Origin of the sequence: Anaerobranca gottschalkii DSM 13577, from assembly GCF_900111575.1 — a bacterium.
GTDB lineage: Bacteria > Bacillota > Proteinivoracia > Proteinivoracales > Proteinivoracaceae > Anaerobranca > Anaerobranca gottschalkii.
Genome location: NZ_FOIF01000008.1, coordinates 32,449 through 56,110 on the forward strand (window position 1 = coordinate 32,449; position 23,662 = coordinate 56,110).

Genomic DNA, 23,662 nt, shown 5'->3' on the forward strand with positions numbered 1-23,662 from the left:
TAAATTAAATACTTTCAAGCTTTGACATTATTTCATTAAAGGAATATTTTTCTTCAACCTTTTGTTGTAAAAATTCCCTGATTTTATTGATCTTTTTAATTGATTCATCGATATCTTTGTTACTCCCTGTCTTATATGCTCCAATATTGATTAAATCTTCAGCATTATAGTAGTTTGCTAACAGCTTTCTTAAATTACCAGCAAAGTTTAAATGTTGTGGTGTTACTATTTCCGCCATTAGTCTGGATATACTATTGAGAACATCGATAGCAGGATAATGGTTTTGGGCAGCTATTTTACGGGATAGAAAGATATGACCATCTAATATCCCCCTAACTGCATCGGTTATAGGCTCATTAAAGTCATCTCCATCAACTAAAACGGTGAAAAAACCTGTTATAGTTCCTTTGTGACTTGTACCACATCTTTCAAATAATTTAGGTAAAAGGGCAAAAACTGATGGTGTATAACCCCGACTAGTAGGAGGCTCCCCTAAAGATAATCCTATTTCCCTCTGTGCCATAGCTAGCCTTGTAACAGAATCCATAAGCAACATTACGTCTTTATTGTTATCTCTAAAATACTCAGCTATAGCCATAGCAACAAAGGCTGCTTTTAATCTCACCAAAGGAGGTTGATCAGAAGTTGCTACTATTAAAACACTTCTTTTCAACCCTTCTTCTCCTAAATCCCTTTCGATAAAATCCTTTACCTCTCTACCCCTTTCACCAATTAAAGCTATAACATTGACCTCAGCTTGAGTGTTCCTTGCAATCATACCCATCAAAGTACTTTTCCCAACACCACTTCCTGCAAAAATTCCCATTCTTTGCCCTTTTCCTACCGTTAATAATCCATCAATAGCTTTAATTCCAACTGGTAAAATATCTGTAATTCTCGGACGTGTTAATGGGTTAGGAGGGGAATTCATTACATTAAATAGAGTTAAATCATCAGGGTATGGCAAATCATCAATGGGATGCCCCAATCCATTTAATACTCTGCCTAGCAAACTTTCTCCCACTAAGACTTTCATTCCATGACCTAAACATTCAACCTTACAACCTGGTCCTATGTCGAATATTTCACTTAAAGGCATTATTAACGTCGTATTATGCTGAAATCCCACTATTTCCCCGTAAATTACATTTCCCTTGGAATTTCGTATAATACACGTATCCCCTATGTTACCCCATGGTCCTCTACACTTTATAACTAAACCTACTATTTCTTCAATAACTCCCACTGGTCTTAAAAGGGATAAATTATCTATTCTCTTTTTTATCTTATCAATATGTAACAGATTACTAGGCATTTGACATCCTCAATTCCTTAATAATCTCATCTAGCTTTTCTTTTAAATCATAGGTTATATATCCCTGTTCTGTAATTATTTTAATTGACCCTTTGGGGATTTCTTGGGATGAAGATACTTTGATTCCTTCTTGTCCGGTAAAATTTAAGTATTCTATCAGTATATTATTATCCTGAGGATTTGTAACAATCTCAGTTATTTTTTTATCTGAGACCATAGGAAGTAGTAATTTATAAAGGTCTATGATTAAATCAACTTTTTCTACTATTAGTTGATCTATTAACTTTTTAGTAATATATAAAGCTATTTCCTGGACTTCTGAACTTGCTTCTTCCAAAGCTTTCTCTTTGTATAAATTAAATTCCTCTACCAAATTATTAAAACGCTGAGTAAAGCTTGTCTCTAATTGAAGGAGTCTTTCCTTCCCTTGATTAAAGCCTTCTTGATAACCTTTTTGAAAACCTTCTTCTATCCCTTGCTCCCTTAAATATTGGGCTTCTTGATGTGCTTGTTGTAAAATAGCTTCCTTCTCCCTTAAAGCTTGCTGAATTAATTCTTCATAATCTATACTGGGGGGCAATTCTTCAATATTTTTTTCTCTATTATCTTTGATTAATGGAAATTTTAATGTTTCAATTTTCCTATAATCTACTGCCTTAGCAAAATTTCCTTTGATTATTCTAGACAATTATTTCATCCCCTCCCCCGCCACGGGCGATAATAATTTCTCCAGTGTCTTCTAATTTTCTAATTAAATTAACTATTTTTTGTTGGGCTTCTTCTATATCCCTCAAACGAACTGGACCCATATATTCCATTTCTTCTTTAATTAATTCAGCTTGACGTTTAGACATATTCTTAAATATTTTATTTGAAACCTGTTCTGGAGCAATTTTCAAAGATAAAGCAAGTTCTTGATTATTTACTTCCCTTATAACCCTTTGTATTGCCCTATCATCGAGGTTGATTATGTCATCAAAGACGAACATCTTTCTCCGGATTTCTTCCGCCAGTTCTGGATCTTCAATTTCTAAATTCTCAAAAATCGTCTTTTCAGTTCCTCGATCAACTTTGTTAATTATATCAACAATAACATCAATTCCTCCAGCCCTCGTATAGTCCTGATTTGACAATGAAGAAAGTTTTTGCTCTAAAATCCCCTCTACTTCCCTAATAACCTCCGGTGATGTTCGATCCATCTGAGCAATTCTCCTAACAATATCACTTTGTTTTTCAGGAGATAAACCAGATAAAACAATGGCTCCTTGTTCCGGTTGCAAAAAGGAAAGGACTAATGCTATAGTCTGGGGATGTTCATTAGCTAAATAATTTAATAATTGTTGAGGATCTGCTTTCCTGACAAAATCAAAGGGCTTAACCTGTAAAGTAGCAGTTAATCTACTGATAATATCTAAAGCTTTTTGATTGCCTAAAGCCCGTTCTAAAACTTCCTTTGCATACTGGATACCACCTTGGGTAATAATTTCTTGAGCCATACATAATTCTTGAAACTCTTGTAAAATGGCATCCCTTTCTTCGTTGGTAATCTTACGGGCATTGGCAATTTCAAGGGTAAGTTGCTCGATTTCTTCATCGGTTAAATGTTTAAATATCTCTGCAGAAACTTCAGGTCCTAAACTAATTAACAAAACTGCAGCTTTCTTTTTCCCTGAAATTCCTTGTTGCCTTAACATCCTTTCACCCCTATTCCTCCGCTAGCCAAGTTCTTAAAACCTTTGAAAATCCTTCTGGATTCTTTTTCGCTAGTCTCTTTAATGATTCTGTTTTATCTTTTGGATTAATTTCTATTTCTTCTTCACTTACATCTGTAGTTGCTGCAATAGGAGGTATTTCATAATCATTCTTTTTGTTTCGGAATAACAATAGTCCTAATACAACTACTGCCCCTAAGATAGTACCTAAAATCAATGCCACATCTTTAGTTAACCAAGGCATTTTAATAGTAATTGGAGGTTGATCCACTCCTACATCTGAAGAAGTAAATTCTTTACCTATTACACTTATTTGATCCATTCTGTTTACTGTATCAAGGCCTGCAGCAACAGCAATAAAATCACTTATGATTTCCTTTTCTTCATCTTCTAATTCTTTATTAAGCATTACTGCCACTGATAGCCGTTTCACTGCACCGGGAGCTACCACTAAATGTTCCTTGACTTGATTTATTTCGTAATTTATAATTTCTTGTCTACGTTCAGCCTCGCTACTACCGTCATTGATCCCAGGGTAATAGGGAATTTCTCCATCACCTGGGGTATATTCACCATAATTACGGTAGTATTCCTCTAATACCTCCATACTTCTTATAATTCTTTCTCCATTAGTCAGTGGATCAAATAATTGGGTTTCCTTTACCAATCTATCGAAATTCAATTCAGCATTTACTTTAACGGCAACTTCACCATAGTATAATTTCAACAAAGAAGTTAAACTATTTTCCAAATTCTTTTCAAATTCTTCTTTAATTTGCATATTTTTTCTAATATTTTCATTAATGTCAGTATAATCATTTGAATAATCACCATCTAATGGCCGCATATTTTGATCTGTTAGGAAAACGTTATCATAAGTTAAGCCTTCAACACTATGGGCAACTAAATGTTTAATTCCACTTATTTGACCTGGACTTAATCTTACCCCCGGTTTAAGAAATAGGGTTACAGCAGCTTTAGCTGGTTCCCGTTCCCGTATGTATATAGAATCTTTAGGGAGAGTAATCAAGACTTGAGCCCTAGTAACTTCTTCAAATAACTCAATGGTTCTGCGGATTTCTCCCTGTAAAGCTTGCAAGTATAGCATCTGTCTTTCAGATTCCGGTGCAAAACGGCTAATATTTTCTAGTAATTCATAACCAATTACTCCAGAATTCCTTGGCAGTTGTAGACTGGCCATTTGTATACGAACATCATCTGCTAAGTCTTTAGGAACTTGAATTCCTGTACCGCCATCTATAACTTTATATTTTATGTTTCTTTCCCTCAGCTTCATTGTTATTTCAGCTACATCTTGACTACTTAAATTGGTAAAAACTGTTTCTAAATCAGAAGTAAACAACAGTAGGGAAGACATGGTCAATGTGGTAATAGTAAAAAATATAATTGCTATAATTTTTGTTTTATCTTTAGCTGATTTTGCAGTCCAAAATTCCCTTAACTGCTCAGCTATATTCCCATTTACTAGATTCATTCCTTCACCCCTTATTTAAAATAAACTGGGTAACCTAATTACACTTGCATACGCATTATCTCATTATATGCATCTACAGCTTTATTCCGCACCTGTACCGTTAACTGTAGTGCAATATTTGCTTTTTCCGTAGCTATCATAACATCGTGTAAATCGACATTTTCCCCAGCCGCTAATTTTTTAGTTAAAGTATCTGCTTCCTTTTCTAATCTATTAACTTCCATTAAAGCATTTCGTAGATAATAGCCAAATCCTTTATTATTGTTAGCAGTCCCTTGCTTTTGGGACAAATTTAAATTAGCACCAATTCTTTCAATCATTATTATAAATCACCTGCCTATCTACCTATTTCTAAAGCTTTTAAAGCCATAGATTTAGTATTATTTAATGCCGTTATATTAGCTTCATAAGCCCTACTTGCGGAAATCATATTTACCATCTCTTGGACAATTTCTACATTGGGCATTTTTACAATCCCGTTTTCATCGGCATCTGGATGAGAGGGATTGTATACTTCTATAAAAGGAGAAGGATCTTCTACAATTTTTACTGCTTTAACTCCCCTTTGTTGGTTAACCCTTACTAAACTGCTTCTAAAAAAGCTATCAAAGGTATTTTCTCCCCTTGCCGCTAATACTACCTCTTTCCTTCTATAAGGCCCACCATTGGGAGTTCGGGTAGTATTGATGTTAGCAATATTTTCTGAGATAATATCTAATCTTAACCTTTGAGCTGTTAACCCTGAAGCACTTATATTCATAGTATTAAAAAGAGACATTTTTACTACCTCCTTCCTTCACTAATAACAGTTTGAAGGGTATTAAATTTTTTAATCAACTGTTGTACCATAGCAGAATGATAAATGGTGTTTTTGGCCATTTCTGCACCTTCAAGTTCAATGTCTACGTTATTTCCATCTAATCTCATTGTGGTACTATTATCTCTATATATTTTAGGATAAATATCATTAAGGGATTTTCTCCCAATAGGGATATGTCTCGGATTTGTCAAGTTACCTCTAATCCCTTTATTTGATAAACTTTGCCTAAGTAATGATTTAAACTCAACATCACTTCTTTTAAAACCAGGAGTATCTATATTTGCAAGATTATTAGATAAAACCTGATGTCTAACAGTTGAACCCTCTATAGATTTTTCTAGAACTTTAAAAATCGGACTAGAAAATAACCCATTCATTTTTTCACCCCTTTTTAACTAACTATTTGTGTATTAAAACAAATCCTTATTAAAAATTCGAGTTTTTTCGCCAAAATCCTTTTTTTTATTTAAAATAAATATTAATACTTTAGTCTTAAAAAGTAATGAATAATAAAAAGAACAAAGTCTTCCTCTTAAGAAAGGAAGACTTTGCTTAATTTTTAACTATTTCTTAATTTCCTTAATTCTTCTAAAAGCTTTTCATTCTTAATTTTTATATAAGTACCTTTCATACCTAATGAGCGGGACTCAATAACTCCAGCACTTTCAAATTTCCTTAGGGCATTTACTATAACTGATCTAGTAATTCCCACTCTATCTGCTACTTTACTTGCAACTAATAAACCTTCGTTACCATTTAATTCTTCAAAAATATGTTCAATAGCTTCTAATTCAGAATATGATAATGTAGCTATGGCTAATTGTACTATAGCTTTATTTCTTGCTTCTTCCTCAACTTCACTGGCTTTTGCTCTAATAATTTCCATTCCTACTACTGTTGCACCATACTCAGCTAATAGTAGGTCTTCATCGGTAAATTCCTCTGTAAATCTCGCTAATACAAGGGTACCTAACCGCTCTCCATTGCCTATAATAGGGACAATAGTTGTAATATTATCCTCAAACAAGCATTTTTCTTCTCCATCAAAAACACATACATTTTTAGATTTTAAATTTGGAGAAGTTTCAGTAACTCTAAGAAGTTGTTCATTATATTCTTCTGGGAATTTTCCTGTAGGTAAAACATCGTTTTTCATAACTTCACATTCAAATTCTTTAACTATAGCAGAGCCTAAAATTTTACCCTTTCTACTAGCCACATAAACATTAGCAGAAATAATATCCCTTAAAACTTCAGCCATTTCATTAAAATCTACTGCTTGAGCAGTACTCCTTTGTAACAACCTGTTAATTTTTCTAGTCTTTTTTAGTAATTCTTGCATCTTCTATTCCTCCTATTAATATAATTTATTGTGTGCAGATTAAGTAAGCTAATTACAATATCTTTTGGGGCTAATTATGTCTTCTCTATGTTTAAAGTTAGGCTCTAGGATGATTGGCTAGATAGACATTTTTAAGTTTGTCTTTTGTAATGTGGGTATAAATTTGGGTAGTTTTAATATTTGTATGGCCTAACATCTCTTGAACTGCCCTTAAGTCTGCCCCATTGTCCAAAAGATGTGTGGCGAAACTATGCCTAAAGGTATGAGGAGACACATTAAATTTAATAGCTAGTATTTCCACATATTTATCAATAATTCTTCTAATACTTCTATCGGTTATAGCATCTCCAAACTTATTGACAAATAAATAAGGGTGTTTTTTATTTTTCATTAACTTTACTCGAGATTTTTCCAGATAAAGACGGATAAACTCACAAGCTTTTGAGCCCACATAAACATACCTCTGTTTATTTCCTTTACCATTGACCAAAATTAAACCCCTAGCAAGTTGTAAATCTTTCAAAGTAATATTTACCAATTCACTTACCCTTAGCCCAGAAGAATATAACAACTCCATTATAGCCCTATCCCTTAAGCCAAGTTCTTCGTTTATATCTGGTGCTTCTATTAATTCTGCAATTTGTTGTTGATATAAAAACTTAGGTAGTTTTTTTTCTGTTTTCGGTGAATGTAGTTTAGTTATCGGGTTATTTTGTAAATAACCATGTTTTACTAAGTACTTAAAAAAGGATCTAATGGCTGACAGTTTTCTATTTATTGATTTCTTAGAGTAATTTTGATTTTGAAGATATGCTAAAAATCTTCTAATAGTTAAATGACTAACTGATTTGTGTCCCTCATCACCTTGTTCTAGAAAGCTTAGGAACTGTTCTAAATCCACTCTGTAATTAGTTATGGTATGAGGAGAACAGTTTTTTTCAACAGAATACCCTTGTAAAAATTCATCTACCCACATTTTCATATTCCCACCTACACTTATATAATATCAAAGTAAATTATTTTTTTCAAGGGAAATTATAAACTTTTCGTAAAATTTATAATTGTTTCTAGGGCTCTGTCTTTATAATATTCATATTTTTGTTTTTTATCTTTTATTTTTTTCTCCGGTGGTAAAAAAAGTCCAAAGTTAATATTCATAGGCTGAAAATTTTTTATGCTTGAATCAGATAAATAATTAGTTAAGGAACCTATAGCCGTTTCTCTAGGAAAAGATTTATCAAAAATAATACTATAAGCAACAGCCAATCCTGTAGCTATAGCTTCCACATAACCTTCAGATCCTGTAATCTGTCCAGCAAAATAGTAATTAGGATTGTGTTTTAACTGCAGTTTATTATTTAGTAAAGAAGGGGAGTTTATATATGTATTACGATGCATTACTCCATACCGTACAAATTCTGCTTTTTCTAGACCGGGAATTAGCCTAAATACCCGTTTTTGTTCACCCCATTTTAAATGGGTTTGAAAACCTACTAAATTATACAAAGTTCCTTCTTTATTATCTTGCCTTAACTGCACCACTGCATGATAGGTTTCCTTTGTTTCTGGATGTTCTAAACCTACAGGTTTTAACGGACCAAAAAGTAGTGTTTTTTCTCCCCGCCTTGCCATTTCTTCTATTGGCATACATCCTTCAAAATAGATTTCCTTTTCAAATTCTTTAATTGGTACAACCTCTGCGTTAATTAATTCATGGTAAAATCTTTGGTATTGTTCTTCATTCATTGGGCAGTTAATATACTCCCCATCTCCTTTACCATATCTAGAAGCAAAATAAGCTTTGGAAAAATCTATAGATTCCTTTGTCACTATAGGAGCTGCAGCATCGTAGAAATATAAGTATTCATCCCCTGTTAAACTTTTTATACTTTCAGCCAATTTACCGGTAGTTAAAGGTCCACTAGCTATTACTGTAGGATATGAAAAATTCAAATCTGTAACCTCTTCATTTATAACAGTAATATTGGGATGATTTTTTATTTTTTCAGTAATCATTTTTGCAAACAAATGTCTATCTACCGCTAAAGCCCCTCCTGCCGGAACCTTAGTTTGATCAGCACATTCCATCAATAAAGAATTAAGTAATCTGAGTTCTTCTTTTAATAGTCCAACGGCATTGGTAAGACTGGCGGCTCTAAGGGAATTACTACAAACTAATTCACCAAATAGGTCAGTATGGTGTGCAAGGGAATTAACCTTTGGCCGCATTTCATATAACTCAACTTTAAAACCATGATTAGCTAACTGCCAAGCACACTCTGAACCTGCCAATCCTGCTCCAATTACTATTACTTTATTCATATTTTCAACTCCTGTCTTTAACAAAGCCACATTTTTCACTAGAACAAACAAATTTTTTATTGTTTCCTCTACCTTTTTCCACTAAATAACTTCCACATTTAGGACAAATTTCCCCAATTGGTTTATCCCATGATTGAAACTCACATTCTGGATATCTAGAACAGCCAAAAAATTGTCTTCCCTTTTTGGTTTTCCTTATCACAACTTTACCTTGTTTACAAATAGGACAAACAATTCCTAATTCCTCAACTAAGGTTTTTGTATTTCTACATTCAGGAAAACCTGGGCAAGCTAAAAATCTTCCAAACTTACCTAATTTATAAACCATATTTCTACCACATTTTTCACAAACAACATCACTTATTTCATCTTCTAATTCAACTTGAGGTATTTGGGCTTCTGCTTTTTGTAAATCTTTCTGAAAATCTTCATAAAAAGCTTTTATTAAATCTTCCCAAGATTCTTTCCCTTCTTCAATTTTATCTAATTTATCTTCCATTTGGGCTGTAAAGGATATATCTACAATTTTAGGAAAATGTTCTAACATTAAATCTGTAACTATTTCCCCTAATTCTGTAGGTACAAAAACTTTTTTATCTTTTATTACATAACCACGATTAGAAATTGTATCGATTATAGGTGCATATGTACTTGGTCTTCCAATTCCTTTTTCTTCTAGAGTTTTAACTAACATTGCCTCAGTAAATCTTGGAGGTGGTTGAGTAAAATGTTGTTTAGGATCAACTTTCAAAAGATTTAATATCTCACCTTCTTTAACAATCCCTTTGAAAACCAACTCTTCATCTTCTATTTCATCTTGACCTTCAAGATAAACTTCAGTAAAACCAGAAAACTTTAGAATTGAACCAGTTTGTCTAAAAGTGTAATCTGAATTTTTTATATCTATAGTAAGAACATTATAAACAGCTGAAGCCATTTGAGAAGCAATAGTCCTTAACCAAATCAATTTATATAACTTATATTGATCATTAGTTAAAAACTCTTTAATTTCATCGGGATTATTGTTTAAATCTGTAGGTCTTATGGCCTCATGGGCTTCTTGTGCATTTTTTTTGCTTTTATATTTCCTTATCTCTTTACTAATATATTTTTCACCATAATTATTGACTATATAATTTCTTAAATTTCTTATAAACTCATCGGATAATCTAGTTGAGTCTGTTCTTATATAAGTAATTAAACCTACAGAACCCCTTTTACCTAGTTTTATTCCTTCATAAAGCTGTTGAGCAATCATCATAGTTTTTTTAGGAGAAAAATTTAGTTTTCTAGCTGCTTCTTGTTGCAAATTACTAGTAGTAAAAGGAGGAGAAGGATGTTTCTGCCTCTCTGTTTCCTTAACTTTATCAACTAAAAACTGACCTTTTTCGATGACAGAAACTATCCTGTCCATTTCTTCTTTAGTATTGATTTCTATTTTATCATCTTTATAACTTACTAATTTAGGCTGTAATATTTCTTGCTGAGCATTTTGTAATTCAACTTGTAAAGTCCAATACTCTTTGGGGATAAAGTCTCTTATCTCCCTTTCCCTGTCAACTATTAATCTAACAGCTACCGATTGAACCCGTCCTGCACTTAAACCCTTTTTTACTTTCCTCCAAAGCAATGGACTAATTTTATATCCTACTATTCTATCTAAAATTCTTCTAGCTTGTTGCGCATCGACTAAAGCTTGATCGATATTTCTTGGATTTTTAAAACCTTCCTTAATAGCTTTGGGAGTAATTTCATTAAATACCACCCTACATCTTTCCGTTGTATCTATTCCAAAACTATTAGCAAGATGCCATGAAATAGCCTCTCCTTCTCGATCAGGGTCTGTAGCTAGAAAAATTTTATCTGCTTTTTTGCCAGCCTTTTTTAGTTCCTGCAATATTTTACCTTTCCCTCTAATTGTTATATATTTAACTTCTAAACTTTCTAAGTCCACACCTAACTGGCTTTTAGGTAGATCTATAATATGGCCCATTGATGCTTTAACATCATAATTTTTGCCTAAAAATTTTTTTATAGTTTTTGCTTTAGATGGTGACTCCACAATTACCAAATTCATAATAACCCTCCTCACGGGAAATGACTTTATAATTTTATTTAATTTTTTACTAAAAGTCAACTTTTCCCACCCATTGATATGTATTAAACCCGATTTTTTTAATTAAACCCTTTATTTCAAGGGTAATTAAATTAGATAATATTTGGGAAATCTCTAATCCTGTAGTTAATACTAAATATTCAACGGAAAATTCTTGTCCCATTGTAGCTTTAACTATTTCTTTTTCTACAGAAGTTAAATTAATATCCCCTCTTTGTTGATTACAACTATATTGTACGTTATATTCAGATAATATATCTTCATATTTACTAACAACTATTGCACCTTCTTTCAACAATTTATTAGTACCTGTACTAAGAACACTATTGATATTTCCCGGCACTGCAAAAACATCTCGACCTTGAGAAAGGGCAAAATCGGCAGTTATTAATGAACCACTTTTTAAACTAGCTTCCACTACAACGACCCCTTTAGCTAAACCACTTATTATCCTGTTCCGTGCAGGAAAATTCCCTGATAACGGTAAAGTCCCTAATGGAAAAGTAGTTAACAATAATCCTTTTTCCTCCATCTCCCTATACAACTTTTCATTTTGTTTTGGATAAATTACATCTAGACCACAACCTAAAACTCCAATGGAACTCCCTTGACCTTCCAAAGCTCCTTTATGGGCCCAAGCATCTATCCCACTAGCCATCCCACTAGTTATTGTATAGCCATTTTTACTTAGAAATTCCCCCATTTCCTGTGCCACCTTTTTCCCATACCAAGTTCCTTTTCTAGACCCTACAATAGCTATATTGTTTAGATTTTTAAGCAAGTCAGTATTTCCTTTACAAAATATTATTGGAGGTGGGTCGTAAATTTCTTTTAATAGCATAGGATAATCAGGATCTTCTTTAATTAAAATCTTTATATTTTTTTCTTTATATTTTAATATAGTTTCCTCTATACAGAAATTATTCATAATTTTTTCTAAATTTTCTTTTGTTTGATTATCTAATTGGAGTGATGTTTCCTTGAATTTTTCTTTAAGTTCCACTATTGAATTTACTTTTGTTGTTATCAACTCCATTTTTTTAGGCCCTATACCTTTTACATAAGTTAATAAAAGCAATAATTCCAATTTATCTTTCATATAAACTCACCCCTTTAGTTGATAATTCTACTAAATTTCGATAATTCCTCTAATTTACAAAAAAAGAACGGGTAAAATTCCCGTTCTTTACTCATCATATTTATAAATTAACTCTCGATTTTCCCAAGTCCGCAATTTAATATGATCCTCATCTACTTCCAATAAATAATTAGGTAACATAGGAGTTTTACCATACCCTTTGGGAGCATTGACAATATATGTTGGAATAGCTAAACCACTGGTATAGCCCCTTAATTTCTCCATTATTTCCAGCCCTTCTTCTACCCTTGTCATAAAATGGGTTGTTCCTTTAACACTCTTAGCATGGAAAATATAATATGGTCTTATTCTTACCTTTAATAATTCATGATTAAGTTTTTTCATTATATGGGGATCATTATTGATTTTATTTAATAAAACCGCCTGATTCCCCATAACAACCCCTGCTTTTGCCAACATATCTGTAGCTTTTTTAACTTCTTTAGTTATTTCTTTAGGATGATTAAATTGAGTATTAAGATAAATGGGAGCATATTTTTCTAAAATTTCACAAAGCTCTTTAGTTATTCTTTGTGGTATAGTTACTAATGCCCTTGTACCAATTCGTATAATTTCCACATGGGGAATATTCCTCAATTCTCCTAAAAGCCAATCTAGTGTACTATCTGCTAACATCAAGGCATCTCCACCGGTCACTAATACATCTCTAATTTCACTATTTGACCGAATATATTCAATTGCCTCTAATAATTGATCCTTAGGTAAATTTTTATCTACTTCTCCTATATTTCTTCTCCTTTGACAATGTCTACAATACATAGCACACTGGTTAGTTACATTTATAATTAACCTATCAGGATATCTTCTAGTAATACCAGGAGCTGGAGATGTATATTGCTCTCCCATTGGATCTTCATGTCCTGAATCATCTAGAATTTCCGCCAACTGAGGTAAAGATTGTAATCTAATAGGACAGGTTGGATCATCCTTAGACATTAAAGCTGCATAGTAAGGTGATATAGCCCACCTATTTTTTTCTCCAGATTTTTTTATTTCTTCTATTTCTTTATCAGTTAAATTTAAAATGGCAGATAAAGTCTCTACATCACTGATTCTATGTTTGATTTGCCATTTCCAATTATTCCAATCCTCTTCAGTCCCCCCTAGCATCTGAAGAAGTTTAGCCTTCTGCTGATTGTACTGTTCTTCTATACCATATCCTACCGGTATTTTATCTTTAACATCTAAATAATCTTGAATACGACTCTTTAATTCAGCAGCTCTTTTTAATGACACCTCTCTTTTATTAATTTCATTCATTCTACCACCTCCAAATTACATTATAACTTAAAATCTTTCGTGTTTCAATTTTTTTGATATTCTACATTTCTTCCGGAGCTTCTATTCCTAATAAATTTAAACCATTTTTAATAACTTGAGCAGTGGCTTTTGCCAGCATCAGTCTACCCTGTCTAATATGTGGATTTTCTTCTTTATTGATAGGACAATAATGATAGTATCTGTTAAACTCTTTAGCTACAGTAATTAAATACCTAGCAATTACCGATGGCTTATATCCTTGTATACTATTTTTAACTATATCAGGAAATTGACTTAATTTTTTCACTAAACCATCTTCATATTCGCTATTTAATGCAGCAAAATCTGGGTTTACTTCCTCAGCAACACTTTTCCTTAACAAACTACAAATTCTAGCATGGGAATACTGAACATACGGGCCAGTTTCACCATTGAAATCCAATATCTTATCCCAATCAAAAATAACATTTTTTATTCTATCATTGTATAAGTCTCCAAAAATTATAGCACCTACTCCCACCTGTTTACTAACTTCATCTTTATTTTTTAGATTAGGATTTTTTTCTAATATTATTTCTTTAGTTAAACTAATAGCCTTTTTAATTACATCATCTAGAAATATTAAATTACCTTTACGGGTAGACATTTTACCTTCTTGAAATCTAAAAAGGCCAAAAGGTATATGCTCACAGTTTTCGCTAAACTCAAACCCTGCTATAGCTAAAGTCTTAAAAACTTGTTTGAAGTGGAGAGATTGTTCTGCTCCAACAACATATAACATTTTATCAAATTTATAGTTATTATATCTATAAATAGCTGCACAAATATCTCTAGTAGCATATAAGGTGGCCCCATCTTTTTTCCTTAATAATATAGGAGGTAAATCAAATTTATCTAAATTTACGATTAAAGCTCCTTCACTTATTTCAGTTATTCCTTTATTTATCAGGGTTTCTAAAGTCTCAGGAATTAGGTCATTATAAAATTGTTCTCCTTTATAACTGTCAAAATGTACTCCTAAGATATCGTAAATCCGCTTTAATTCTTTTAAACTAATATCTCTAAACATTTGCCATTTAGCCATCTTTTCTTCATCGCCATTTTCTAAATCCTTAAAAGTATCTCTAGCAAGATCTTCTAAAGATGGGTCTTTTTCTGCTTCTTCATGGAATTTAACATATAAATCATAAAGGTATTTAACGGGATCTTCTGAATTATTTAAAGTTTCTATATCTCCCCATTTATCAAAGGCCACAATAACTTTACCAAATTGAGTACCCCAATCACCGATGTGATTTATGCCAACAACATTAAAACCTAGAAATTTATGGATTTTATAAAGGCTATTACCTATAACTGTACTTCTCAAATGGCCAATACCAAAAGGCTTAGCGATATTAGGAGATGAAAAATCTATAACAACAGTTTTTCCTTCCCCTAAATTAGAACTTCCAAATTTATCACCTTGCTCTAGTATTTCCTTTATTGTTTCTTCCATAAGCTTTGTTGTATCAATAAAGAAATTAACATATGGTCCTAAGTTTACTACCTTAGAAAAACCTTCAGGTTTTTCTATTTTTTCCACTAACTCTTGTGCAATAATAGCAGGAGCTTTTCTTAAAGTCTTTGCTAATGAAAATGTAGGAAAAGCTAAATCTCCATACTCAGGATTATCTGGTTGTTCTATTAAATCAAATATTTCCTGTCTATTTAATCCTGTTAATCCTTCTAATATTTCACTAATGACCTTTTTATATTTATCCATAGTCTACCGCCTTTCAAAATTAGTATTTACTAATAACATTAAAAAATTATATATTTAAAATTATTAATGTGAGGATATACTAATAAAAGTCAATATTATATTGTCCTCCAATGAAAATCTCCTCTCTCTAAACCCTTTAGTAAAATTTCTGCAGTAGCTATATTTGTAGCTACTGGTATATTATGTACATCACATAGTCTCAGTAATGCTGTAATATCAGGTTCATGGGGCTGAGCCATTAAGGGATCTCTAAAAAATAATACTAGATCCATTGAATTCTCTGCAATTTTAGCTCCTATTTGCTGATCTCCCCCTAAAGGACCGGATAAAAATCTGTTAACCTTAAGTCCTGTAGCATCTGATATTTTTTTACCTGTAGTTCCTGTGGCATATAGGGTATGGGCTTCTAAAATTTTTTGATAAGCTATGCAAAAATTAACCATTTGTTGTTTTTTTCTATCATGGGCTATTAAAGCTATATTCATCCAACATTCCTCCTAAGCAAGGTGAAAATATGTATCCAAACATTTACTACATAAAAAGCAAAGACTTTTCTAAAGAAACATTATATCAATTAACTGGCGTTTTGGCAAAACATAGAGAAGAAATTATAAAATTCAGAGATACTAAAAATGAAAAAAGCAAAAAAATTGAAATATTAGTTAAAGATGATTTTGAGAAATTAGGTTTTTTACATTCGGTAACTAATGATATTTATCCCCTTTTCAAAAAGGGTAGTTTATTTGAAGTAGATTTTTACCACCCTCAATATAAAATTGCCATTGAAATAGAAAAAAGTAATCTTTACAGTAAAGTATGGTTAGCTTTATATAAACAATTAGAGTCAAAGGAAATTAAACATGGAATCATTATGGTTCCTAGTATTAAATACTCAAAATCTAAAGTTGAAAATACCTTCCAACTTACTTATCAACGTATTATTAACAATAGTGTTCATTTATTAAAAAACATTGATTCCCTCATAATTATAGGATATTAAACAAAGCCCTTAGGGGCTTTGTTTAATTCTAGATAAATTAAAATTCAAATTCTGTAGAAGCGACAATTAATTTCACAGCATTATTTAAATCATCTACACTTACCATCTCTGAAGGACTGTGTATATAGCGGCAGGGAATTGAAACAACACCTGCCCATACCCCTTCTCTAGAAACGTGGATAGCTCCAGAATCAGTGCCACCAAATTCAAGGACTTCTAGTTGATATGGAATAGATAATTCCTTTGCTTTTTGAATCAACATATCTTTAACCATAGGATGAACCATTATAGACATATCCTTAATCTTAATAGCTGGCCCTTTACCAAGTTCAACAGCCATCCTATGAGCTTTAGGGGTATCACCTACTGCTGTGACATCTACAGCTATAGCTAAGTCTGGGTCTATCCTATAAGCTGCCGTTTTAGCTCCCCTTAATCCAACTTCTTCTTGCACGGTAAAGACAAAGTATAAATTATGTTCAGGGTTTTTAATTTGTTTTAATGCGTTAATCAATACCCAGCAACCTGCCCTATCATCTAAAGCTTTACCTATAACTTTATCACCTTTGTTTTCAAATTCCCTATGAATTACTGCAACTTCCCCAATACTTATTAACTTTTCTGCTTCCTCTTTTGAATTAACTCCAATATCAATAAACATTTTGTCTAAAGTTAATTTTGGAATATCTGTTATTTTCTCACTGCCTATAACTCCAATAATTCCACAATCCAATTTTACCCTTTGACCTAAAAGAATATAAGGGGAAACCCCTCCAATATTAGTAAATCTTAAAAAACCTTCTTTTTCTATGTATGTAACTAATAAACCGATTTCATCTATATGGCTGGCATACATGATTTTTTTATCACTTTGACCTTTTTTTAGTGCAATAACATTACCTAGTTTATCAACAAAGATTTCATCACAATAGTCTCTAATTTCTTCAATAATTAAATCAGCTACCCTTTTTTCATGACCAGAGGGTCCAAAACTTTCTGATAAACGTTTCAATAATTCCATTATATTAAACCTCCTTCAGAAATTTCTTTTAAAATAGCACTAACTAATTTAGTAGTATTTTCAAAGTCTTGGGCATTCATTAAGGATACGGGAGAATGGATATATCTACAAGGTACTGAGATGGTAAAGGTTTGAATCCCTTCCCTTGTTAAATGAATTTTCCCTGCATCGTTACCACCAACAGCTGTTTGACGATATTGGTAAGGTATATTATTTGCTTCCGCTATTTTTACTACCTCTTTCAAAATGTTTTTTTGTACAATAATTGAAGCATCGATTACCGATAATGCTGGCCCATGTCCTAAACGGGTAGAAAACCTATGTTCTACACTTTCAGGGACATCAGAAGCAGAAGTCCCTTCTAAAACAATAGCTATATCTGGATTGACTGTATAAGCAGCTACTGTTGCTCCCCTTAATCCCACCTCTTCTTGTACAGTAAAAGCTCCATAAATTGGGAAAGGAAAATCACTTTTTAAAATCTCAGCTAAAATAGCACAACCTACCCTATCATCAAAAGCTTTACCTTTATATAATTGATCATTTATTTTAGCAAATTGAGTATCAAAGGAACAATAATCCCCTAACTTTACAGATCTTTTAGCATCTTCTTCACTTTTAGCCCCAATATCTATAAAAAGTTGTTCAAAACTCAAAGCAACTTCCCTTTCACTAGGTTTTTGTAAGTGGATAGGTTTTGCTCCGATTACTCCTTTAATTAAATCATCCCCTATTTGTACAGTCTTTGATACTAAAACCCTTGGATCTATTCCTCCCACTGGTCTGAATTTTAACAATCCATTTCTTTCAATAGATGTGATCATTAAACCAATTTCATCCATGTGAGCAGCTATCATTACTTTAGGACCTTTTTTATCTTTACCTTTAATGGCAATTAAATTTCCCAAATAATCTGACTGAAATTCATCTACATAGGGCCCCAATTCCTCTTTTAATAACTTTGCTACTTTTACTTCATTACCTGCTACACCATGGGCATTTGAAAGCTTTTCTAATAGCATTTTAATTCCTCCAATCCCTTCTTATCCAAATTGGCAATATAGAGGGCTAATAGTTTCCCTGCTTTTTTTATATCTTGTATAGCCAAGGTTTCTACAGAAGTATGCATATACCTTTGAGGTAAAGAAACCACTGCTGTAGCAATACCACCCCTTGCTATTTGAATAGCACCTGCATCAGTACCTGAATGACCGGGAGCTGTTTCTAGCTGAATAGGAATATTCCAATTTTCTGCAACTTTTTTCAAGCCTTCAAATACTTTTGGATGGATATTAGGACCTATAGCGAGAACTGGACCATCATCTAATTTAGAAGTGTATTCTTCAGATAATCCTGGCATATCACCAAAACAAACATCTATAGCAATCCCTATATCTGGCACAATCCCATAACTACTTACCATAGCTCCCCTTAAACCTACTTCTTCTTGAACTGTTGCTACAGCATAAACATCGGCAGTATGTACCATTTTTCTTAATTCTTTTAAACACTCAATTATTACTGCTACCCCTGCCCTATCATCTAGAGCTTTACCTGACACATAATTATTTTTTAAATCTAATAAGTTTCTATTAACTACCCCAATATCTCCAACTCCAATTTTTTCTTTAACTTCCTCTTCCGATAATCCAGTATCAATAAATAAATCATACATTTTTATAGCTTTAGTTCTTTCTTCAGGTTCTGTCAAATGGGGTGGTTTAGCCCCTATAATACCATATACTTTCTCTTTCCCGTAAATAGTTACCTCTTGAGCTGGCAAAGTTCTGGGGTCTATACCACCTACCGATGTAAAACGCAAAAATCCCCCTTCTTCAATTTTTGTTATCATTAAACCAATTTCATCCATATGAGCAGCTAACATAATTTTAGGCCCATTACCACTTCCCTTTTTATAACCAATAACATTACCTAATTTGTCTATTTTAGTCTGATCACATAATCTATGGAAGTAATCATTTATCTTAAGACCCACCTTAAGTTCATATCCTGAAACTCCCATAATTTCAGTTATTTCTCGTAAAAAATCCTTTGTTTCCAAAATTCTAACCTCCTTTATGTCCTTTATATTTTGTTATATAACAAGGAGAAGACCTTCAGCCTTCCCCTTAGGCATATTATTTAATTCTACAATAAATTTAAAAACCCTTTATTTTATCCCCATTATTATAAATATTAACCCTCTTTAACTTTAATTTAGATAAAAAAATCTTAAAATATATGCCAGTAGTTAATAAAACTATTCCAATAAAACCTATAGCTAAATATTCTTTTATTGACCAATTAAAAATATAGCTAATTATTAAAAGATAAACATAGCAAGTGTTAAATTTGCCCCAAAAATTAGCTGATATAACAACTTTAGTGTAGAGATAGTTAATTAGACCTCCAAGAATCATAAAAGCTTCTCTGATCATTATAAAAATTATTAGCCATAAAGGCAATTTTTCATTTAACCATAACCCAATTCCAACGGTTACCAAAAGGAGTTTATCTGCCAATGGATCTAAGACAGTTCCTAAATCAGTTACTAAACTATACTTTCTCGCAATATATCCATCTAAAATATCCAACAAAGCACCTATTGTAATAATAAAAAGGGAAAAAAAATGTTTATATGAGTAACTAATATTAGGTAAAACGGTTAAATAAATTGGTATTAAAAACAACCTAAATAATGTTATTAAATTGGGCCAATTCATAGTCCCTCCCCCTAACCTTTAAGCAGTTACAGGATCCTCATCTAAAATATCTAAAAACTCTAGATCTACCACCTGTTCATTATTATCTACTTTTTCCATTTTATAAATAATACTTTTATACATGGGGGCAGTAATTTTCATGGAATAATTGGCACAATTTCTAGGCAAACCAACAATTACATCACCATTACAACAATATTTTACTGTAAAATCCTCCCAATTTAGTTCTACTACACAATTAGGGATCCCCTTTAAAGATAATCTATCAATTATTTTTAATTTTAAGAACATTATCCTCACCCTCCTCCTCCTTTTTAATACAGTATATGTGATGTATAACAGAGGGTGAGCTTTGTTTTTGTTATATATTAAATCTTCTTTTGAATTAATATAAGTTGAGGCGGAAAATTCTGCAAATTAATTAAGTTATAGTGTAGTACCGTATAATGCCTAGGATTTAAGTTTTTAGCAAGGGTTATCACACCTTCAGTTTCCCACTTCCCTCCATAGTGACCAGGGTACAACATTAAGGACATTATGCCATTTTTTTGCAAAATTTCTAAGCCTTGTTCAATGGCTGGGATTGTAGATTCCAGTTTTGTTATAATTTTATGATTTCCTCCTGGTAAATATCCAAAATTAAACATTATAGCCTTTGCCTTTAGATTACCCAAATATTGTTTTAAACAATCATGGCTTTCTTTAATTAAAACTACTCTACTTTCTAGTTTATTATTAACTAATAATTTATATGTATTATCTAATGCTTCTTGTTGAATATCAAAGGCATAAACCTTCCCCTTTTCTCCAACTCCCTTTGCTAGTAATAATGTATCATTACCATTTCCTGCAGTACCATCTACTGCTATATCTCCATCCCTTAAACTTTCAAATACTAGTTGTCTTGCAAACTCTAAACTTCTTTTAATCACCTTTAACAACTCCTTACTAAATTTACTTTAAATCTAAGCTTCTGTATTGAATAGCTTCTGCTATATGATTAACATCGATATTTTCCTTTTCCCCTAAATCAGCTATTGTTCTCGCTACTTTTAAGATTTTATCATAAGCTCTAGCACTTAATCCTAAGTTATAAAATGCCCCTTCTAATAATTTTTTAGCATCATCTGAAATTTTACAATATCTTTCAATATATTTACCTGTTAATTGACTATTTTCCTTTATATTTAAGTATTTATAACGCTTTTTCTGAACTTCTCTAGCTTTTATTACTCTTTGTAAAATAGTTTTAGAGCTTTCTTCTTTAATATTATTATTCATCAATTCCTCAAAATTAACGGGTGGTACTTCTATATGTAAATCTAGCCTGTCCAATAAAGGCCCAGAAATCTTATTGCGGTATTTCTCAACTACCCCCATTGAACAAGTACACTCTATATTCATAGATCGATAAAATCCACAAGGACATGGATTCATAGCGGCAATTAACTGAAAATCCGTTCCTCCCCCTATTAAACCTGCATAAGAAATAGTATGATGGGGAGCCCTAAAGGGCCTATTTTTTATTAAACCCCTCTTTCTTAATAACCCCGCTACACTGTAGATTTTAGATACTTCCAATATTTCCTCATAATTTAATGGGGGCAAGATAGTTGAAAATCTTTTAGCTAACATCGATTTGCCTGAACCGGGTGGGCCGATTAGAAGGATATTATGCCCTCCTGCCGCAGCAATTTCTAATGCCCGTTTAGCTACCTTTTGCCCTTTAACTTCACTAAAATCTCCTGGATTTTTAATTTCTTCTAAAGGGATATTTGCCTTAAATTGTTCAATTACCTGTTTTTTTAGTATGTGATATACCCCTTCTTTTAAATTTTTTACGGGATAAACTTTTATTTCTTTAACTAAAGCTCCTTCTTCCTTATTGGCATCAGGTAAAATATAACTCCCTTTTTCTTTATCTTTTAAATGGATTAGCATTGGTAAAAGCCCATTTATTCCCCGTACTCTACCATCTAAGGAAAGTTCCCCCCAAACTATTATATCTTCCAATAATTCTTTAGGCCAATTATTTGTTGCCGCTAAAATTGCTAAAGCTATAGGTAAATCATATATAGGCCCTTCTTTTTTCAAATCAGCTGGGGCTAAATTAACAATAATCCGTTGTGAAGGAAAATTAAATCCAGAGTTTATAATAGCTGCTTTTACCCTTTCCTTTGCTTCTCTAACTGCTGTATCTGGCAATCCTACAACTTCAAAGGCTGGAAGTCCTGGAGAAATATTTACTTCAACCTCTATTAAGTTAGCCTCAAGCCCTAGTAATCCACAACTTTTAACTGTAGCAAACAAATTAATCACCCCGTTTTAGCTGAATTTATTAAATTATTCTACAAAATCAGGGTGACTTCCTTTTTTAAGGCAAAAAAAAAAATCAAATATAAAAATTAAATTGAATTAGCTGTGCTTCTCTAAACATATCATTTCTACCTGTTATTTTTTTACTATTAATCAACTCAGTTTTTTTTAAAGCCAATTTGGTCTCTGCTTCAATCAACCTACTTTTTAATTGATAATAATCTTCTTCATATTTATTTACCTTATCCAATACTTCCTTTAAACCTAAATAAATATCATCTACCATAAAAAATCCCCCCATTTTAAAATTTTCCATTTGCCATAGAACATATGTTTGTTATATAATATGCTCAAGGAGGCTTTTAACAGTTAAACTATATTTATAAAATAATCTAAATATCTACAATTACTTTACAAATATAAATTTGTTAGGGGGTGATAAATCTAATGATTAAAACCTATAAAGTTATGCTTTTACCTAACAATAAACAAAAAACTAAACTAAAGGAATGTGCAGGGGTATCGAGATGGGCAATAATTGGGCTTTAGCTACAGAACAAGAGAATTATAATAACGGTGGTAAGTTTTTAAATGATAGGGAACTTAGAAAAATATTAACCGAATTAAAAAAGACAAAAGAATATTCATGGCTTAATAATTACTCAAACAATATAACCAAACAAGCAATAAAGGATGCCTGTATAGCATATAAAAACTTTTTTGAAGGAAGGGCAAACCCACCAAAATTTAAAAGTAAGAAAAAAAATAAACAAAGTTTCTACCAAGATATAGAAAAAATAAAGATAACCCAAACCCATGTAAAGCTAGAGAAACTCACTACCTCTAAAAAAAGCAATAAGCAAAAACTAAATTGGATTAAACTAGCAGAAAAAGGTAGAATACCAACGGGTGATCATATTAAATACTACAACCCAAGGGTAACATTTGACGGACTTAATTGGTACTTAACAATAGGAGTAGAAGAAGTAGAAAATAAGAATAAAGAATATACAGAGGGTATAGGTATAGATTTAGGAGTAAAAGATTTAGCTACAATAAGTACAGGACAAAAGTACAAAAACATAAATAAATCAAGGAAAGTTAAGAAGTTAGAGAAAAAACAAAAACGATTACAACGAAAACTATCTAAAAAATATGAGTTAAATAAAATACAAACAGAGGGAGGTGAACACCGTTACAGAAAAACTAACAACATTAAAAAGTTAGAACACCTTGTTCTAAAAACACGAAGAAGGCTAAAAAATATTAGGAAAGACTATCTCCATCAAATAACTA

General features: G+C 32.0%; 26 protein-coding genes. 3 read left to right on the top strand and 23 right to left on the bottom strand.

All coding sequences use genetic code 11. From position 1 onward, the window contains the following. Positions 1 to 4: 4 nt before the first annotated feature. From fliI to mgsA, 15 genes are all read right to left on the bottom strand, one after another. Positions 5 to 1,315, bottom strand: a complete 1,311-nt coding sequence (gene fliI, locus BMX60_RS03895) for a flagellar protein export ATPase FliI (RefSeq protein WP_091349392.1) — start codon at positions 1,313 to 1,315, stop codon at positions 5 to 7. Further along, positions 1,308 to 2,003, bottom strand: coding sequence for a FliH/SctL family protein (locus tag BMX60_RS03900; protein ID WP_091349395.1), 696 nt, complete (start codon positions 2,001 to 2,003; stop codon positions 1,308 to 1,310). The genes fliI and BMX60_RS03900 overlap by 8 nt, the downstream gene beginning before the upstream one ends. After that, positions 1,996 to 3,009 carry a flagellar motor switch protein FliG gene (gene fliG, locus BMX60_RS03905; protein ID WP_091349397.1) on the bottom strand — a complete coding sequence of 338 codons (1,014 nt, stop codon included), beginning with the start codon at positions 3,007 to 3,009 and terminating at the stop codon, positions 1,996 to 1,998. The genes BMX60_RS03900 and fliG overlap by 8 nt, the downstream gene beginning before the upstream one ends. A gap of 10 nt (positions 3,010 to 3,019) precedes the next feature. Next, positions 3,020 to 4,522: a flagellar basal-body MS-ring/collar protein FliF gene (gene fliF / locus BMX60_RS03910; RefSeq protein ID WP_091349398.1), complete on the bottom strand. Its 1,503-nt coding sequence runs from the start codon at positions 4,520 to 4,522 to the stop codon at positions 3,020 to 3,022. Positions 4,523 to 4,560: 38 nt separating this feature from the next. Further along, on the bottom strand, positions 4,561 to 4,842 hold the full coding sequence (fliE, locus tag BMX60_RS03915; protein WP_091349400.1) for a flagellar hook-basal body complex protein FliE: 282 nt from the start codon (positions 4,840 to 4,842) through the stop codon (positions 4,561 to 4,563). A 17-nt stretch (positions 4,843 to 4,859) separates the two neighbouring features. Further along, positions 4,860 to 5,300, bottom strand: coding sequence for a flagellar basal body rod protein FlgC (flgC, locus tag BMX60_RS03920; protein WP_091349402.1), 441 nt, complete (start codon positions 5,298 to 5,300; stop codon positions 4,860 to 4,862). A 5-nt stretch (positions 5,301 to 5,305) separates the two neighbouring features. Then, entirely contained in the window at positions 5,306 to 5,719 is a 414-nt protein-coding gene (flgB, locus tag BMX60_RS03925; protein WP_091349404.1) for a flagellar basal body rod protein FlgB, read from the bottom strand. Positions 5,720 to 5,901: 182 nt separating this feature from the next. Further along, positions 5,902 to 6,684 carry a GTP-sensing pleiotropic transcriptional regulator CodY gene (gene codY / locus BMX60_RS03930; RefSeq protein WP_091349406.1) on the bottom strand — a complete coding sequence of 261 codons (783 nt, stop codon included), beginning with the start codon at positions 6,682 to 6,684 and terminating at the stop codon, positions 5,902 to 5,904. Between the two features lie 97 nt (positions 6,685 to 6,781). Continuing rightward, complete coding sequence (gene xerC / locus BMX60_RS03935) at positions 6,782 to 7,666, bottom strand: tyrosine recombinase XerC (protein WP_091349407.1); 885 nt, start codon at positions 7,664 to 7,666, stop codon at positions 6,782 to 6,784. Between the two features lie 53 nt (positions 7,667 to 7,719). After that, the gene (trmFO, locus tag BMX60_RS03940) at positions 7,720 to 9,006 is read right to left on the bottom strand and encodes a methylenetetrahydrofolate--tRNA-(uracil(54)-C(5))-methyltransferase (FADH(2)-oxidizing) TrmFO (RefSeq protein ID WP_091349409.1); all 1,287 of its coding nucleotides are present in this window, start codon (positions 9,004 to 9,006) and stop codon (positions 7,720 to 7,722) included. A gap of 4 nt (positions 9,007 to 9,010) precedes the next feature. Next, on the bottom strand, positions 9,011 to 11,083 hold the full coding sequence (gene topA / locus BMX60_RS03945) for a type I DNA topoisomerase (protein WP_091349411.1): 2,073 nt from the start codon (positions 11,081 to 11,083) through the stop codon (positions 9,011 to 9,013). 49 nt (positions 11,084 to 11,132) lie between these two features. Continuing rightward, a complete protein-coding gene (gene dprA / locus BMX60_RS03950; RefSeq protein WP_091349413.1) occupies positions 11,133 to 12,221 on the bottom strand; it encodes a DNA-processing protein DprA in 1,089 nt (362 codons plus the stop codon). An 87-nt stretch (positions 12,222 to 12,308) separates the two neighbouring features. Continuing rightward, positions 12,309 to 13,541, bottom strand: a complete 1,233-nt coding sequence (gene eam / locus BMX60_RS03955) for a glutamate 2,3-aminomutase (RefSeq protein ID WP_091349414.1) — start codon at positions 13,539 to 13,541, stop codon at positions 12,309 to 12,311. Between the two features lie 61 nt (positions 13,542 to 13,602). Continuing rightward, complete coding sequence (gene argS / locus BMX60_RS03960) at positions 13,603 to 15,306, bottom strand: arginine--tRNA ligase (RefSeq protein ID WP_091349416.1); 1,704 nt, start codon at positions 15,304 to 15,306, stop codon at positions 13,603 to 13,605. A gap of 95 nt (positions 15,307 to 15,401) precedes the next feature. Continuing rightward, complete coding sequence (mgsA, locus tag BMX60_RS03965; protein ID WP_091349418.1) at positions 15,402 to 15,791, bottom strand: methylglyoxal synthase; 390 nt, start codon at positions 15,789 to 15,791, stop codon at positions 15,402 to 15,404. A gap of 29 nt (positions 15,792 to 15,820) precedes the next feature. Between mgsA and BMX60_RS03970 the strand changes: the two genes are divergently transcribed. Beyond that, complete coding sequence (locus BMX60_RS03970; RefSeq protein WP_091349420.1) at positions 15,821 to 16,306, top strand: hypothetical protein; 486 nt, start codon at positions 15,821 to 15,823, stop codon at positions 16,304 to 16,306. A gap of 37 nt (positions 16,307 to 16,343) precedes the next feature. Here BMX60_RS03970 and BMX60_RS03975 read toward each other — a convergent pair whose 3' ends face one another. From BMX60_RS03975 to BMX60_RS04010, 8 genes are all read right to left on the bottom strand, one after another. Next, positions 16,344 to 17,327: a M42 family metallopeptidase gene (locus tag BMX60_RS03975; RefSeq protein ID WP_091349422.1), complete on the bottom strand. Its 984-nt coding sequence runs from the start codon at positions 17,325 to 17,327 to the stop codon at positions 16,344 to 16,346. Continuing rightward, positions 17,327 to 18,349 carry a M42 family metallopeptidase gene (locus BMX60_RS03980; RefSeq protein ID WP_091349424.1) on the bottom strand — a complete coding sequence of 341 codons (1,023 nt, stop codon included), beginning with the start codon at positions 18,347 to 18,349 and terminating at the stop codon, positions 17,327 to 17,329. Before BMX60_RS03980 ends, BMX60_RS03975 begins: the two co-directional genes overlap by 1 nt. Next, complete coding sequence (locus BMX60_RS03985; RefSeq protein WP_091349426.1) at positions 18,340 to 19,389, bottom strand: M42 family metallopeptidase; 1,050 nt, start codon at positions 19,387 to 19,389, stop codon at positions 18,340 to 18,342. The genes BMX60_RS03980 and BMX60_RS03985 overlap by 10 nt, the downstream gene beginning before the upstream one ends. Positions 19,390 to 19,486: 97 nt before the next feature. Next, positions 19,487 to 20,050 (bottom strand): CDP-alcohol phosphatidyltransferase family protein, encoded by a 564-nt coding sequence (locus BMX60_RS03990; RefSeq protein WP_091349428.1) that lies wholly within the window; start codon positions 20,048 to 20,050, stop codon positions 19,487 to 19,489. 18 nt (positions 20,051 to 20,068) lie between these two features. Then, positions 20,069 to 20,341, bottom strand: a complete 273-nt coding sequence (locus BMX60_RS03995) for a hypothetical protein (protein ID WP_091349430.1) — start codon at positions 20,339 to 20,341, stop codon at positions 20,069 to 20,071. A 77-nt stretch (positions 20,342 to 20,418) separates the two neighbouring features. Then, positions 20,419 to 20,982, bottom strand: a complete 564-nt coding sequence (gene mnmM / locus BMX60_RS04000; protein ID WP_091349431.1) for a tRNA 5-(aminomethyl)-2-thiouridylate-methyltransferase MnmM — start codon at positions 20,980 to 20,982, stop codon at positions 20,419 to 20,421. Between the two features lie 22 nt (positions 20,983 to 21,004). Further along, positions 21,005 to 22,369: a YifB family Mg chelatase-like AAA ATPase gene (locus tag BMX60_RS04005; protein ID WP_341422907.1), complete on the bottom strand. Its 1,365-nt coding sequence runs from the start codon at positions 22,367 to 22,369 to the stop codon at positions 21,005 to 21,007. Between the two features lie 73 nt (positions 22,370 to 22,442). Next, a complete protein-coding gene (locus BMX60_RS04010) occupies positions 22,443 to 22,652 on the bottom strand; it encodes a hypothetical protein (RefSeq protein WP_091349434.1) in 210 nt (69 codons plus the stop codon). Between the two features lie 161 nt (positions 22,653 to 22,813). On the opposite strand from BMX60_RS04010, the gene BMX60_RS12260 reads away from it, so the two are divergent. Beyond that, the gene (locus BMX60_RS12260; protein WP_242945702.1) at positions 22,814 to 22,915 is read left to right on the top strand and encodes a helix-turn-helix domain-containing protein; all 102 of its coding nucleotides are present in this window, start codon (positions 22,814 to 22,816) and stop codon (positions 22,913 to 22,915) included. Beyond that, a partial coding sequence (locus BMX60_RS04015; protein ID WP_242945704.1) for an RNA-guided endonuclease InsQ/TnpB family protein occupies positions 22,894 to 23,662 on the top strand: 769 nt, incomplete at its 3' end. The genes BMX60_RS12260 and BMX60_RS04015, both read left to right, overlap by 22 nt.